This is a genomic window from Gleimia hominis, assembly GCF_032085515.1.
Lineage (GTDB): Bacteria > Actinomycetota > Actinomycetes > Actinomycetales > Actinomycetaceae > Gleimia > Gleimia hominis.
The window spans coordinates 1,483,582-1,498,232 of sequence record NZ_JASXSX010000001.1 but is presented as its reverse complement, the minus strand read 5'-3'; the positions used below and the strand labels follow the sequence as shown (position 1 = coordinate 1,498,232).

Below are 14,651 nucleotides of genomic sequence, written 5' to 3'. Positions count from 1 at the left end.
TACACACCGGAGGTTCGCCAGTTTTTACGGTAACGGGAAATGCGTTTGATAGCTAGCGTGCCGGCTGTGAATTCGGTGACACCCGCGGATGCGTTTTCGTGGGCGCCGAGCCGCGGTTTAAGATGGTGTTGCGCCCGCCTGTCTCGCGGGGAATGCAACGAAAACTTGGAAGGATATCGATGCTACGAACGCACGACATTGGTACTTTGAACGCGTCAAAATTAGACGAAACGGTGACGATTTGCGGTTGGGTGGATCGGCGTCGAGATCACGGTGGGGTGGTTTTCGTGGATCTGCGGGACGCGTCGGGAATCGCGCAGGTGGTGGTGCGCGACGAGAAGGTAGCGCACCTGCTGCGCAGCGAGTTTGTGTTGCGGGTAACCGGGGCGGTGTCGCGCCGGCCCGAAGGTAATGAGAATCCAAACTTGCCGACCGGGGAGATTGAGGTTCTTGGGGACGACATTGAGATTTTGAATACGGCGGCACCCCTGCCGTTCCAGGTGTCTAGCCACGCGGATGACGCGGGCAAAGTTGGTGAGGAAACCCGGTTGAAGTACCGGTATTTGGATTTGCGTCGCGCCCCCGCACAGCATGCGCTGCGGTTGCGTTCGAAGGTGTCGCAAGCAACCCGCCGGGTTTTGGATGAACGCGGATTCGTGGAGATTGAAACTCCGACGCTCACGCGTTCTACCCCTGAGGGGGCGCGGGACTTCCTGGTGCCCGCCCGCCTGGCGCCGGGTTGCTGGTACGCGCTGCCGCAGTCACCGCAGCTTTTTAAGCAGCTTTTGATGGTCGCGGGGATGGAGAAGTACTACCAGATTGCCCGCTGCTACCGGGACGAGGACTTCCGCGCGGACCGGCAGCCGGAGTTCACGCAGCTGGACGTCGAAATGTCTTTCGTTGAACAAGACGATGTGATCGAGGTTGCGGAAGCGGTTTTGCGCGAGATTTGGGCGCTGATTGGCTATGACCTCAAGACCCCGATTCCGCGCATGACTTATAAAGAGGCGATGGAAAAGTACGGTTCCGACAAGCCGGACCTGCGGTTCGGTTTGGAGATTACGGACTTGACGGAGTACTTCAAGGACACTCCGTTCAGAGTGTTCCAGAACCCGTACGTGGGGGCCGTGGTGATGCCCGGGGGCGGGTCACAACCGCGGCGCACGTTTGATAAGTGGCAAGAATGGGCGCGTTCGCGCGGCGCTAAGGGCTTGGCGTACGTGACAGTTGCGGATGATGGTTCCCTTGGGGGGCCGGTTGCGAAGAATATTTCTGAGGCTGAACGCGACGGCTTAGTGGCTGCTACGGGAGCAAACCCGGGGGACTGTATTTTCTTTGCCGCCGGCGGTGTGGATGAGTCCCGCGCGCTGCTGGGCGCGGCTCGCCTGGAGATTGGGCGGCGCACCGGGCTGATTGACGAAGACGCGTGGTCGTTCGTGTGGGTGGTGGATGCACCACTGTTTAAACCCGCGGGGATGGACGATGACGTGTCGGTGGGGCACTCGAAGTGGACGGCGGTGCACCACGCGTTTACGTCACCGAACCCAGATTGGATTGACCGGTTCGAACAGGACCCGGGCAACGCGCTGGCGTATGCGTACGACATCGTGTGTAACGGCAACGAAATCGGTGGTGGGTCGATCCGTATTCACCGCCGCGACGTGCAAGAGCGTGTGTTTAAAGTGATGGGAATCGGGGAGGAAGAAGCCCAGGAGAAGTTCGGGTTCTTGCTGGACGCGTTCAAGTTCGGTGCGCCCCCGCACGGCGGCATCGCGTTCGGGTGGGACCGCATCGTTTCGCTACTCACCAAGTCCGATTCGATTCGCGATGTGATTGCCTTCCCCAAGTCTGGTGGTGGTTACGATCCGCTCACGCAGGCGCCGGCTCCGATCACCCCGCAGCAGCGGGAGGAAGCAGGAGTCGACTACGTGCCTGAAGATGACGAGGACGAAGCGCAGGATCAAGCCTAGTGTTTTGGTTTGCACCCTATAAGGCGCCCGGTAAGTCGTCCGAAAGGTTGCTGATTTAGACCGATAAGTCTCTGACTAAGACCGCTAGGTCGCCTACCAATAAGACCTGATCGAGACGTGTTCTTGGACACATTCTCGGTCAGGTCTTGTTAGAATAAGCACATGGCATACGTAGAGATTCACCCTGAGAACCCGCAAACCCGTCTAGTTAAGTCCGTCGTGGACACGCTCCGAAATGGAGGTACCATCGCGTTACCCACCGATTCTGGGTACGCAATCGCCACGGCAATGGCCAATAAAGATGGCATGGACGTCATTCGACAGATTCGGGATCTGGATGAAAAGCACAACTTCTCTTTCCTGTGCCACAACTTCTCCCAACTCGGCTCCCTCGTGATCGTTGACAATAAGGCGTTCCGCACCATTAAGGCATTGACGCCCGGGCCGTACACGTTTATTTTGCGTGGCACTAAAGAGATTCCGCGCATGACTTTAAACAAGAAGAAGCACACGGTGGGCGTTAGGATTCCTGACCACAAGATTACGCAAGCAATCGTGGAGGAACTGGGCGAGCCCCTCCTGTGCTCCACCCTGATTCTGCCGGGCCATGAAGAAGCCATGTGGAATGCGGAAGAGGTTTTCGAAGCGGTAGGGAAACAGGTTGATACCGTGATCGGTGGTCCGGTTGGCCACGAAGGTTCCACCACCGTGGTGGACTTCACCGATGGATCCCCCGTAGTGGTCCGCGAAGGTGCGGGCTCCACTGAGCTGTTCTAAACACATTTTCGAAGCAGGCCAGAATCTTATTGTCAGAATGTGCAGGATCGGCTGATTTGTTCTAGACAATTAGAATATGGATATTTTTGAGGCTGCCGGTATTGACGATGCGGGCGTGCCCGTCACGCAAACGAACGCGCCCCTAGCGGTGCGGATGCGTCCGCGCGAACTTGATGAGGTAGTGGGCCAGTCCCACTTATTGGCGGACGGCTCGGTGCTGCGCCGGCTATTGGAACCAGCGGATCCGAACCGAGCCGTTTCTTCCGTGATCCTGTGGGGCCCACCTGGCGTGGGGAAGACCACGTTTGCGTACTTGGTGGCCCGCTCGTCGGGACGGCATTTTGAAGAAGTATCCGCAGTGTCCGCCGGGGTGAAAGAAGTGCGCGCCGTAATCACGGGAGCACGCCGCCGCCTCACCACATCGGGGCAAGAAACAGTACTGTTTATTGACGAGGTCCACCGGTTCTCTAAGTCGCAGCAAGATGCCCTGCTGCCCGCGGTTGAGAACGGCTGGGTGACCCTCGTGGCCGCGACCACGGAGAACCCGTCTTTCTCCGTGATATCGCCATTACTGTCGCGCTCCATCCTGCTGACGCTGCAGCCGCTCAGTGAGGACGACATCGGGAACCTCATCGACCGGGCCCTGGCGAGTAAGCGCGGGCTAAATGGGCGCTACAAACTGGAGGGCGACGCGAAAGAAATGATCGTGCGCCTATCGGGCGGGGATGCACGCCGGTCCCTCACAATCTTGGAGGCTGCAGCCGGGTCAGCGGACGACGGTGGGCTAAACGCGATCACGCCCGAAATCGTGTCCGACGCCGCCTCCACGGCAATGGTGCGCTACGACCAAGACCAGCACTACGACGTTGCGTCCGCATTCATTAAGTCCATGCGCGGCTCCGACGTGGACGCGGCCGTGCACTACCTGGCGCGCATGTGCGAAGCGGGGGAGGACCCGCGGTTCATCGCCCGGCGCATCATGATCTGCGCCAGTGAAGACGTGGGCATGGCAGACCCAAGCGCCCTGCAAACCGCGGTTGCGGCGGCGCAGGCGGTGGCGATGGTGGGGATGCCGGAGGCTCGGATAATCCTTTCGCAAGCGGTGATTGCCGTGGCTTGCGCGCCCAAATCAAATGCGGCATACCGGGCGATAGACCAGGCGATAGGCGATATTCGCCACGGTCGCACCGGGCTGGTTCCCCCACACCTGCGGGACGCGCACTACAGTGGTGCCAAGCGCCTCAAACATGGGGAAGGTTACATTTACGCACACGACGAACCCAACGCGATCGCGGCGCAACAATACCTACCCGACGAACTCGAGGGCACGGAGTACTACCACCCAACCCAGAACGGATATGAGGAACGCATCACCAAGCGGTTAGCAAAGGTGAAAAACCGCCTCAAGATGCGTTAAGATGTTCAAGTTGCCCGCCTAAGGCAACCCTGGGGTCTTAGCCCAAGTAGGAAACCCCTACGGAGGTGGCCCCGTAACTGATGCAAAAGTATCAGTGACGATTCGTAACGGAAAGAAGCAGGTATTTTTATGGCAAATCGTTCTCGCCGCCAGGTGCGCTTGTCACGCGCCCTCGGGATTCCACTCACCCCGAAAGCAGCGCGCTACTTTGAGCGCCGCCCATACGGTCCGGGTGAGCACGGCCGCGCCCGTCGCCGGCAAGAGTCCGACTACGCGGTGCGTCTGAAAGAAAAGCAGCGTCTGCGCGCCCAGTACGGTATCCGCGAGGCGCAGATGCGTCGGGCATTCGACGAAGCGAAACGGCAAGAGGGACGCACGGGCTCTAACTTGATTGAGCACCTCGAAACCCGCCTGGACGCGCTCGTTTTGCGTTCCGGTTTTGCCCGCACGATCGCGCAGGCACGCCAAGTGGTTGTGCACCGCCACATCCTGGTGGATGGGAAGATCGTGGATCGCCCCTCGTTCCGTGTGAAGCCGGGCCAGACGATTCAGGTGAAGCCGAAGTCGCAGACGACGGTGCCGTTTGAGATCGCCGCATCGGGTGTGCACCGTGACGTACTGCCCGCAGTGCCGCCGTACCTAGAGGTTGATTTGGAGAAACTGCGTGCCAAACTGGTTCGTAAACCAGAGCGCGTGGAAGTACCCGTGATCTGTGAAGACCAGCTGGTCGTTGAGTACTACTCACGCTAAGCTTTAACGCCGGTGCGCCCCGGGGAACTGGACGGTTCCACGGGGCGCGCTCGCATACATACGCCGCAGTCGGGTCGTGTTTATTCCCGGGCGCTGCGGCGGGTAAACTGTTGCCAGTAGTTAATCCTGTGAAGAAGAGGCTTTGATGCGTACCGCTGAAATTGCTAAGCGGTGGAACGATTACTTCCGCCGCCACGGTCACGAGATCGTTCCATCCGTCCCGCTGGTGTCCCCGGATCCATCTGTACTGTTCACGATCGCGGGGATGGTCCCGTTTATCCCCTATATTGTGGGCACGGAAAAAGCCCCGTGGCCGCGCGCAGCTTCGGTGCAAAAATGCGTGCGCACCAACGATATTGACAACGTGGGGCGCACCACGCGTCATGGCACGTTCTTTCAGATGAACGGTAACTTCTCGTTCGGAGACTACTTCAAAGAAGGCGCGATAGATTTCGCGTGGGAGCTGCTGACCGGGTCCGTCGATGACGGCAATTACGGTTTGGACGGCGACCGCATGTGGGTGACAATCTGGGATGAGGATAAGGAATCTTACGACCTGCTCACCCGCAAGATTGGGATGGACCCGAAGCATATCGTTTGCCTGCCGCGAGAAGACATTTTTTGGGACACCGGCCAGCCCGGTCCGGCGGGCCCGTGTGCGGAGTGGCATTACGATCGCGGCCCCGCTTATGGCCCTGAGGCCGTGGGTGGCACCGTGGATCCGGGTGGCGACCGCTACTTGGAACTGTGGAACCTGGTGTTCGATCAGTTCTTGCGAGGCGAGGGCACGGGGAAGGACTACCCGCTGCTCGGTGAGCTCGATGAGAAAGCGATTGATACGGGCGCGGGCCTAGAGCGCTTAGCCTTCGTTTTGCAAGACAAGGCGAACATGTTTGAAATCGACCAGGTGCGCCCGGTGATCACGGCAGCAGAGAAGCTTTCTGGCCGCGTTTACGAAGGTGGTGGAGACCCGGAAGATGACGTGCGCATGCGAATTGTGGGTGACCATGTTCGTTCCGCGATGATGCTGATCAACGATGGTGTAATCCCTGGTAACGATGGTCGCGGCTACGTGCTGCGCCGGTTGATTCGCCGCGCTGTTCGTTCCATGCGCCTGCTGGGGGTGGATACCGCAACGCTCCCCACCCTCATGCCGATTGCACGAGACGCGATGAAAGCAACCTACCCGGAACTAGAAACCAACTGGGACCGCATCGCAGATGTGGCATACGGGGAAGAAGAGGCGTTCCGCCGCACGCTAACAGCGGGCACCACAATTTTGGATACGGCCGTGAAGTCCGCTAAGAAATCCGGCAGCGGCCTGCTCAGTGGCGATGAAGCCTTCACGCTGCACGACACGTACGGGTTCCCGATTGACCTCACGTTGGAAATGGCACGCGAGCAGGGCGTGGGAGTGGATGAGAAGCGTTTCCGCACCCTCATGGCACAGCAAAAGCAGCGGGCGCGGGCCGATGCGCTCGCCAAGAAGTCCGGGCACGTGGACTCGCGTATCTACCATGACTTCCAGGCCAAGCTCGGGGGTGGATCCCAGTTCCTGGGGTACACCGACTGGAAGACTGAGTCGCGCATCGTGGGGCTCGTCAAAGATGGTGTGCCCGCACCGGTTGTGACCGAACCGGGGAGCGTCGAAGTTATTTTGGATAAGACCCCGTTCTACGCGGAAATGGGTGGGCAACTAGCCGACCACGGTACAATCCGCACCGCGGGCGGGGGCATTTTTGAGGTCGACGACGTGCAAGCACCCGTCAAAGGTCTGAGCGTGCACCGCGGCCGCCTAATCGAGGGCGTGCTTGCACTAGATGACAAGTGCGTGGCACAGATAGATCAAGACCGCCGCCTCGCAATCGCGCGGGCACACACCGCAACCCACATGATCCACAAGGCCCTTCACGAATACGTCGGAGAGGGAGCAACGCAAGCTGGGTCCGAGAACGCGCCCTCCAGATTACGGTTCGACTTCCGTAACCCGGCAGCGGTGCCGGCAGACCAGATGGAAGCAATCGAGTCGCGCGTGAACGACCGGCTGGCCGACAACCTCACGATCTCGGATTCCATCATGGATATTGACGACGCGAAAGCCCTGGGGGCGATGGCGTTGTTTGGCGAAAAATACGGGCGGGAGGTGCGCGTGGTGAACATTGGGGACGGCTGGTCCCTCGAACTGTGCGCCGGCACGCACGTTCCCACCACGGGCCATATTGGCCGCATCGCGGTGCTGGGGGAATCGTCTATCGGGTCGGGCGTGCGGCGGATTGACGCGCTCGTTGGGGACGGTGCGTACGACTTCCAAGCGAAAGAACACGCACTCGTATCTCGCTTATCTGCGTTGATGGGTGGCAAACCAGAGGAACTGCCCACTCGTTTGGAGCAAACTCTCAAGCGGCTCAAGGATGCGCAAAAAGAACTGGCGAAACTCGGGGAAGCGCAGCTGCTGGCCCGCGCCCCGGAGCTGATTAAGACCGCGCACCGACTGGGCGGCTACACCGCGGTTGTGAAGAACCTGGGCGAAGTCCCTTCCGCGGATGCGCTGCGCCACCTGGTGCTGGACATGCGCGAGCGGATGGGAGAGAGTGAACCCGCTGTAATCGTCGGGATTGGCGTGGTGAACGACAAACCCCAGGCGGTGGTGGCTACCAACCAGGCGGCTCGGGATGCCGGCGCGAAAGCGGGCGCGCTCGTGCGCATCGTCACCAAAGAACTCGGTGGTGGTGGCGGTGGCCGCGACGACATCGCTCAAGGCGGTGGACAACGCAAAGACAACATCGACGCCGCCGTAGCCGCGACCCAACGGGCTCTCGAACAGTCGTGACCGCACAGTCATTTCGAGCGGGGGTGCGCATCGGCGTGGACTACGGCGGTGCGCGCATCGGCGTAGCCGTAACTGATCCGGCGGGGCGGTTTGCCCTCCCACACGAAACCGTGGCCCGCAGCAAATGGGGCGAAGACGTCGACCAGATCGCGGACCTGGCGGAGCAACTGGCGGCCATTGAAATTGTGGTGGGGCTACCTAAACACCTCAGTGGTGCCAGCGGCGCGTCCGCGAAGTCTGCCCGCAAGTTTGCGCATAAACTGGGCTCAGCCTGCCCGCAGCTAAGGGTGTGTATGGTGGACGAAAGGTTAACGACTTCCACGGCGCATGAGCAGCTGGCAGCCGCTGGCATTGATAATCGCCGACGCAAAGATAAAGTAGACCAGGTTGCAGCCACCGTAATTTTGGAACAGGCTATTGAAATTGAACGCAGAACGGGTAAAGAGCCGGGGGAGACCATCAGCCGCGGCCGACCCGCAGGGAGTTAAAGTACCGTGAACGAGAGCGCAAACAACAACGCGAGGCAAAACCGTGGTCCCGACAGATCACGGAACGCGGAACCTTCACACTCCCCGTTCCCAACCCGGCGGGAGCGGGCTCGGGCGCGTGCCTCGCAGCAAACCCCACCGGGTGCGCGAAGCACGGACCCGCGTTTTGCTCGCAACGGGGAACATCTAACCACCACAACTGGCTTGCGGTCTAGGCGATTGGAAGCAGAACGGGCGCGCGTGCGCAAACGCCGACGCAACCGGAAGATCCGCACGGGCCTCATCATTGGGGTTGTGGTAGCGATTTTGGCGGTGTGCTTGTACTTTGCGCTCAATGCCGTGTGGGGCGGTAAAACCCCTCAAGAATCTACTGATTATGCGGGGCCTGGTACTGGGGAAGTGCAGTTCGTAGTAAACCCGGGGGATTCGGGCACCATTATTGGCGCGAACATGGTGGAAAAGAATATTGTGAAGACCCAGGACGCGTTCTTGAAAGCCTGGAACGATAACGCAGCGGCCGCCACGGTGAAGCCGGGTACCTACCAGATGAAGAAGCAGATGCGTGCGGTGGATGCGGTCGCGGCACTACTTGACGATACGAAACGCAGCTCGAACGCCGTCACCGTATCCCCCGGGATGAGTAACGACTTGATTGCGCAGCGGCTCGCGTCGTTTGCGAATTTCGACGAGAAAACCGTTAAAGACGCGATGAGGGACGCGCAGGCACTGGGGCTACCGAAAGTTGCGAACGGAAACTCGGAAGGCTGGCTCAGCCCGGGTTCCTACGAGGTCCATCAGGACGACTCGGTGCAGTCCGTGCTCAAACAGATGGTGGATAAAACGAAAGAGACCCTCAGTAACTACAACGTGCCCGAAGACAAGCAGGAAGAACTGTTGATTAAGGCTTCCATTCTGGAGCGGGAAGTAAATATTAAGAAATACTTGCCGCAGGTGGCGCGCGTAATCGACAACCGGTTGGCAGATACCGGGGGGCAGACTGCGGGTCTGTTGCAAATGGACTCCACGGTCAACTACGCGTTGGGCCGGCAAAGTGGGGTGCCTTCGCTCGACGACCTGAAGGTCGATTCCCCATACAACACGTACAAACACAAAGGGCTTCCCCCCGGGCCAATTGCGGCGCCCAGCGAGGATGCGATTGAAGCAACGCTGGAACCCGCGAAGGGCAAGTGGTTGTATTTCGTGACCGTTAACCTGGATTCAGGGGAAACGATTTTCACGAACACCAGGGAAGAGCATGAGCAGGCGCAGAAGAAGCTGCAAGACTGGTGCTCGGCAAATAAAGGTAAGTGCTAAGTGCCGATGAAGGTAAGAACTAGATGCGTGGGTATGTGATTGGACATCCGGTGGCGCACAGTTTGTCACCGATTTTGCACCGCGCAGCTTACGCGAGCTTGGGGTTAGACCACGAGTTCGAAGCCGTTGACGTCACTGCTGAACGGTTGCCGCAGTGGGTGCAGTCGCGGCCCTCGAGTTTTCTGGGGTGCGCTGTCACGATGCCGCTTAAACAGGTGATCATCGGGGTTTTAGATGCGGTTGAGCCGCTTGCGGAAGCGGTAGGAGCGGTGAATACCGTGGTGCCATCCGCCGGAGTGCTAGCGGGGTTCAACACGGATGTGCACGGGATCGTGCAGGCAGTTCAGCACGAGCAGGGCCACTACGAAACCGCGGTTATTGTGGGTGGCCGGGCCACCGCGTCTTCCGCCCTCGCCGCTTTAGGGCAGTTGGGAGCTCGGGAAATCTGGACGATTGCACGCAGTTTCGGTGGTCCGGGTTCGATTACTTTGGCGGAAAACCGGATGGGAGTGTCGACCCGACATGTGCCGTGGCGTAATCGCCGTCAAGCCCTTGAGGTTCTGGCTCGCGCGGATGTGGTGATTTCGACGGTGCCGAGGTCGGTGGCGGACGAATGGGCGGATGCTCCGTTCCAATCGGGCGCGACGGTGTTGGATGTGGTGTATGAGGATTGGCCGACTGCATTGGCTACGCAGGCTCACGCGCGGGGCGCTCGGGTGGTGTCGGGCCACGAGATGCTGCTGCATCAGGCGGTTCAGCAAGTTGAGCTTATGACTGGGAAGTCACCGGATATTCGCGCAATGCGGCAGGCGATGGACGCCGCGATGGATCATGTGGGGAGGAACAGTTGAGCGCGCAAATCATTTGGTACGCGTGTGCGTGCGCGTTGGGCTTGGCTGTAGTTATTTGGGCTGGGATGCGCGGGCCGAGGCTGCTGGCGCGTTACTTTGAACCCCACGGATTACCGACTCCGGCGGCGTCACATTTGGTGTACTTGACGGCGCTGGTGGAAGCTGCGGTTTTATTCGCTGGCTTCACTGACCCGTTTTTGACGGTGACTCTGCCGCTCAGCGGCGTACTCGCGATGCACCTGCTGGTGGATGGGACGGTGAAGAAACTACCGAATGCCTTGACGGTAATCGGTGCGGGCCTGCTTGCTGTTGGCGCGGTGATCGGCGTGGTCCACGCGTGGCAAGACGTGCATTTAGCGGAACTGCTGTTCAACGTAGCTGTGGGCGCGCTCGTTTGGTTCCTGCCCCTGTTTGTAGTGCGATCTTTGGGCGGCAGCGTTGGGCGCGGCGACATTAAACTGGCACCACTGCTCGGTGCTTGGCTCGGATTGTACTCGGCAGGTACCGCGTTCGGGGGTCTGGTCACCGGTTTCGTGATCGGCGGTGTATACGCGTGCGTGCTGCTCGTGGCTCGTAGAGCCCGGTTAAAGGACACGGTGGCGTTCGGGCCGGCGATGATTTCAGGGGCCGCACTGATCTGGCTGATGGGATCTGGAACGATCGCGTCATTCTAATGCCCCTGAGGCGCGCGAGCTCGCGTGTACCGAAGCGCCTGTGTTTGCGTGGACCCGGGCACGTAGATCCGCGTGGACCGGAACGGATGTGTTGGCGCAATCCGGAGTGTTTGGGCTCGCGTAATCTCGATGTGACACACTGGGGGCATGATGCGTTGGATAACAGCCGGGGAATCGCACGGTGAAGCTCTGGTGGGGATTATTGAATCCGTGCCCGCGGGCCTAGCAATCACTAGTGCAGATATCGAGGGTGCATTGGCACGCCGACGCACCGGTTACGGGCGGGGAGCGCGGCAGAAGTTCGAACAAGACCGGGTGCGTTTACTTTCCGGGGTGCGTCACGGCCGGACCTTGGGCTCACCGATTGCAATCGAAGTGGCGAACTCGGAATGGCCGAAGTGGCGCACCGTTATGTCTTCTGATCCGGTGGATCCCAAGGACCTCATGATTGACGCAGGGACGGGTGATGAGCGCGAAGTGGCGCGCAATAAGCGGCTGACGCAGCCCCGTCCCGGTCACGCGGACCTGCCCGGAATGTTGAAATATGCGCATGAGGACGCTCGCAACGTGTTGGAGCGCTCAAGCGCGCGCGAAACCGCGATGCGGGTTGCGCTGGGTGAGGTGGCGCGCCAGTTTCTACGTCAGGTCGCAGGCATTGAGGTTCTGGGCCACGTGGTGCAAGTCGGCCAGGAAGCCGCGCCCGCCCGCCAGCTAACACTGGGGGACGCGGATGCGGTTAATGCCAGTGACGTGCGGTGTGTTGACGCGGCAACGGCGGCGCGGTTTAGAGCGGAAATTGATGGGGCGAAACGCAGTGGTGACACGGTCGGCGGGGTGGTTGAAGTGGTGGCGTTCAACGTGCCCGCGGGGTTGGGCACTTACACGCAGTGGGATCAGCGGTTGGACGGGCAGCTGGCGCAAGCACTCATGTCGATCCAAGCGGCGAAGTCCGTGGAGATCGGCGATGGCCTAACGCAAACGCAGACCCGGGGGTCGCGCGCGCACGACGAAATCTTGGTTGACGCGCGTGCTTACCGTCCGACGAACCACGCCGGTGGTTTAGAAGGGGGAATGAGCAACGGTGAGCCACTAGTGGCACGCGTTGGGTTCAAACCGATCTCTACGGTTCCCCACGCGTTGCGCACCATTGATTTAGAAAACCGCACTGCTGCGAAGGCGCTGCATCAGCGGTCGGATACGTGCGCGGTGGTACCGGCTGCGGTGATCGCGGAGGCGATGGTGGCGCTGGTATTGGCCAATGCGGTAACGCAAATGTTTGGCGGCACCACTGTGGACCGTGCCCGCACGGCGATGGATTCATACGTGCGCGAAACAAGGGCGCGCCTGCAGCCGTGAGTATTATTCTGATTGGCCTGCCGGGCAGCGGTAAGTCCAGTGTGGGCAAGGCGTTGTCGGCGTTGCTGCGCTGGGAGTTTGTAGATTTGGATGAGGAAGTTCAGCGGCGCGCCGGCACGTCGATTGCGCAGATTTTTGCGCGAGGTGAAGACTGTTTTCGCGAAGTTGAAGCGAACTGCTTGCGCGAATGGTTGAGCCGCGGCGACTGCGTTATCGCGACCGGAGGGGGCGTGGTGGAGACGCCCTGTAATCGCCGCGACTTGATGGAGGCCACTGGGCGCGGCAGTGCAGTAGTGTTTTTAGACGTTGAGGTACCCGAGGCACTGCGCCGCATTGACGGCACTGCCCACCGGCCACTGCTGAGCGGTGGGGCGGAACAAAACTTGCGCTCGATCGCACGCCGGCGCACCCAGTGGTACCGGCAGTGCGCGAATCTGCACCTCAAGGTGGACGATCGGCCAGCGCACGTGCATGCCCAAAGGTTGTGTGCGCGGCTGGTGGCGGAGGCAGACTTTGAACCGCGGGATAATACTGGTGGAGCACACTAGCGGGCAGAGCGCCGAGCTGGTTGCAGAAGGGCTGGGAGCATGAAGCAGATAAGAGTTCGCGGCGAACGCGACTACTCCGTGTCAGTGGGGAGCGGTACCTTGAGCTGCGTGGCGGAGTATGCGCGTGGCGGCCGCGCCCTGGTGATGCACACAAAGTCCACGCGGGCGTACGCGCAGCGAGTTGGGGGGTACCTGGAGCCGAGCATGCGCGTGCACTACCTGGAGGTACCGGACGGGGAGGCCGCGAAAACCACAGCGGTACTTGCACAAGCCTGGGACCGAGCTGCGGAGGTGCAGCTAGGCCGGGAGGACTTGATCGTATCGGTAGGCGGCGGCGCCGTTACCGACCTGGCGGGTTTCGTGGCTGCCACGTGGCTGCGCGGTATCGATGTCCTGCACGTGCCCACTTCGCTGCTGGCCATGGTGGATGCTGCGGTAGGGGGCAAGACGGGCATTAACACCAGTCGGGGCAAGAACCTGGCGGGCGCGTTCCACAGCCCGATCGGCGTGGTCGCGGACACGGATCTGCTGACCACCCTGCCGCGGCGCTACTGGGTTGAAGGCATGGGGGAAGTGCTTAAATGCGGCTTTATTGCCGATCCATCTATTTTGGATGATGCAGCGGAGATTATTAGCCCGAAGCATTCCCATTTGGAATCGTTGATCGCCAAATCTGTTTCGGTAAAAGCCAGGGTAGTTGGCGCGGACCCAAAGGAAGCGGGAGAGCGCGAGATTTTAAACTATGGACACACCCTGGCACATGCGATTGAAGTACTAGAGCACTTTACGATCGCCCACGGGGAAGCCGTGTCCATTGGTTGCGTTTACGCGGCCCACGTGGCCCAAGAAATGGGGTTGGGTTCTTCGCAGTGGCTTGAGGTTCAGCGCGAATCCTTACGCAACCAGGGCCTACCAACGGGTTGGAAAACAACGAACTTTGACGCGGTTTTGGAACTAATGCAGCGGGACAAGAAAGTGCGGTCGGAGCACATTCGGATGGTACTGCTCGCCGGGCCTGCGCAGCCAACTGTCGTGCCCGTCGAAACAAAGGTATTGCGGCGCGCAGCGAAGAACATGGAGGTAATCGATGAGTGACACGGCAAAGTCGAACCAGCCCCGCGCGGTCCTGCTGGGCGTGGCAGGTGCAGGAGTGGTGGAGGTGGCACGCGAACTCGGGCGAACCCACCCGGACCTATCCATAGTGTCGGTTGAACAGCGGGCAAGTGACGCCGCCGGAACCGCGGTGTCCGACGTGCTCATTGACCGGGGAGAAGCCCGGTACGAGCAGCTCATCAAGCAGGCGGCTCTGCAGGCACTGGCGGAGCCCAGCGTGGTTGCGCTGCCCCCTCAGGCACCATTAAATCCGGAAGTAGCGGCGCGCCTAGAGGAACTTAAATCTCGCGGGGGAGTGATCATAGGTTTCACCGCGCAGCTGGAGGAGCTAATTCGGCGCACTGGTTTGAATGCTCCGCGGGCAGCTGGATTAGGACCCACCCGACGCATGTTCGCGAACTTAATGAAAGAGTACGAAACTGCGTACGAACCGCTGGTGACGCACAAAATGGATACCACGGGACAGAGCGTAACGCGCGTATCCGAGCGAGTATTCGCGCTAATACCAGGGCGCGCGGTATCCTAAAATCAACAATAATTTTCATTTCAATGGAAGGGAAAAC

Annotated in this window: 13 protein-coding genes; all 13 read left to right on the top strand. The window is 60.2% G+C overall.

Annotated elements, in window-relative coordinates:
• The first annotated feature begins 179 nt into the window (after positions 1 to 179).
• The 13 genes from aspS (at position 180) to QS713_RS06305 (ending at position 14,614) form a co-directional block, all read left to right on the top strand.
• On the top strand, positions 180 to 1,970 hold the full coding sequence (aspS, locus tag QS713_RS06365; RefSeq protein WP_313273474.1) for an aspartate--tRNA ligase: 1,791 nt from the start codon (positions 180 to 182) through the stop codon (positions 1,968 to 1,970).
• Between the two features lie 162 nt (positions 1,971 to 2,132).
• Positions 2,133 to 2,747 carry an L-threonylcarbamoyladenylate synthase gene (locus QS713_RS06360; RefSeq protein ID WP_313273472.1) on the top strand — a complete coding sequence of 205 codons (615 nt, stop codon included), beginning with the start codon at positions 2,133 to 2,135 and terminating at the stop codon, positions 2,745 to 2,747.
• 76 nt (positions 2,748 to 2,823) lie between these two features.
• Positions 2,824 to 4,164: a replication-associated recombination protein A gene (locus QS713_RS06355; RefSeq protein WP_313273471.1), complete on the top strand. Its 1,341-nt coding sequence runs from the start codon at positions 2,824 to 2,826 to the stop codon at positions 4,162 to 4,164.
• Positions 4,165 to 4,293: 129 nt separating this feature from the next.
• Positions 4,294 to 4,914 (top strand): 30S ribosomal protein S4, encoded by a 621-nt coding sequence (gene rpsD / locus QS713_RS06350; RefSeq protein ID WP_102215756.1) that lies wholly within the window; start codon positions 4,294 to 4,296, stop codon positions 4,912 to 4,914.
• A gap of 145 nt (positions 4,915 to 5,059) precedes the next feature.
• Complete coding sequence (gene alaS, locus QS713_RS06345) at positions 5,060 to 7,744, top strand: alanine--tRNA ligase (RefSeq protein ID WP_313273467.1); 2,685 nt, start codon at positions 5,060 to 5,062, stop codon at positions 7,742 to 7,744.
• Positions 7,741 to 8,232: a Holliday junction resolvase RuvX gene (gene ruvX / locus QS713_RS06340; RefSeq protein ID WP_313273464.1), complete on the top strand. Its 492-nt coding sequence runs from the start codon at positions 7,741 to 7,743 to the stop codon at positions 8,230 to 8,232. The genes alaS and ruvX overlap by 4 nt, the downstream gene beginning before the upstream one ends.
• A gap of 6 nt (positions 8,233 to 8,238) precedes the next feature.
• Entirely contained in the window at positions 8,239 to 9,546 is a 1,308-nt protein-coding gene (mltG, locus tag QS713_RS06335; protein WP_313273462.1) for an endolytic transglycosylase MltG, read from the top strand.
• Positions 9,547 to 9,569: 23 nt separating this feature from the next.
• Entirely contained in the window at positions 9,570 to 10,397 is an 828-nt protein-coding gene (locus QS713_RS06330; protein WP_313273460.1) for a shikimate dehydrogenase, read from the top strand.
• Positions 10,394 to 11,071: a prepilin peptidase gene (locus QS713_RS06325; RefSeq protein ID WP_313273457.1), complete on the top strand. Its 678-nt coding sequence runs from the start codon at positions 10,394 to 10,396 to the stop codon at positions 11,069 to 11,071. Before QS713_RS06330 ends, QS713_RS06325 begins: the two co-directional genes overlap by 4 nt.
• Positions 11,072 to 11,218: 147 nt before the next feature.
• Positions 11,219 to 12,427, top strand: a complete 1,209-nt coding sequence (gene aroC, locus QS713_RS06320; RefSeq protein WP_313273456.1) for a chorismate synthase — start codon at positions 11,219 to 11,221, stop codon at positions 12,425 to 12,427.
• Positions 12,424 to 12,975 (top strand): shikimate kinase, encoded by a 552-nt coding sequence (locus QS713_RS06315; RefSeq protein ID WP_313273454.1) that lies wholly within the window; start codon positions 12,424 to 12,426, stop codon positions 12,973 to 12,975. The genes aroC and QS713_RS06315 overlap by 4 nt, the downstream gene beginning before the upstream one ends.
• 39 nt (positions 12,976 to 13,014) lie before the next feature.
• Complete coding sequence (gene aroB, locus QS713_RS06310; protein WP_313273451.1) at positions 13,015 to 14,070, top strand: 3-dehydroquinate synthase; 1,056 nt, start codon at positions 13,015 to 13,017, stop codon at positions 14,068 to 14,070.
• Positions 14,063 to 14,614 carry a shikimate kinase gene (locus QS713_RS06305; protein WP_313273449.1) on the top strand — a complete coding sequence of 184 codons (552 nt, stop codon included), beginning with the start codon at positions 14,063 to 14,065 and terminating at the stop codon, positions 14,612 to 14,614. The genes aroB and QS713_RS06305 overlap by 8 nt, the downstream gene beginning before the upstream one ends.
• Positions 14,615 to 14,651 lie beyond the last annotated feature (37 nt).

Bases quoted from the DNA above. Each gene is read 5' to 3' on its own strand.
- aspS (WP_313273474.1), top strand. From the start codon at position 180: ATGCTACGAACGCACGACATTGGTACTTTGAACGCGTCAAAATTAGAC.
- QS713_RS06360 (WP_313273472.1), top strand. From the start codon at position 2,133: ATGGCATACGTAGAGATTCACCCTGAGAACCCGCAAACCCGTCTAGTT.
- QS713_RS06355 (WP_313273471.1), top strand. From the start codon at position 2,824: ATGGATATTTTTGAGGCTGCCGGTATTGACGATGCGGGCGTGCCCGTC.
- rpsD (WP_102215756.1), top strand. From the start codon at position 4,294: ATGGCAAATCGTTCTCGCCGCCAGGTGCGCTTGTCACGCGCCCTCGGG.
- alaS (WP_313273467.1), top strand. From the start codon at position 5,060: ATGCGTACCGCTGAAATTGCTAAGCGGTGGAACGATTACTTCCGCCGC.
- QS713_RS06330 (WP_313273460.1), top strand. From the start codon at position 9,570: ATGCGTGGGTATGTGATTGGACATCCGGTGGCGCACAGTTTGTCACCG.
- aroC (WP_313273456.1), top strand. From the start codon at position 11,219: ATGATGCGTTGGATAACAGCCGGGGAATCGCACGGTGAAGCTCTGGTG.
- aroB (WP_313273451.1), top strand. From the start codon at position 13,015: ATGAAGCAGATAAGAGTTCGCGGCGAACGCGACTACTCCGTGTCAGTG.
- QS713_RS06305 (WP_313273449.1), top strand. From the start codon at position 14,063: ATGAGTGACACGGCAAAGTCGAACCAGCCCCGCGCGGTCCTGCTGGGC.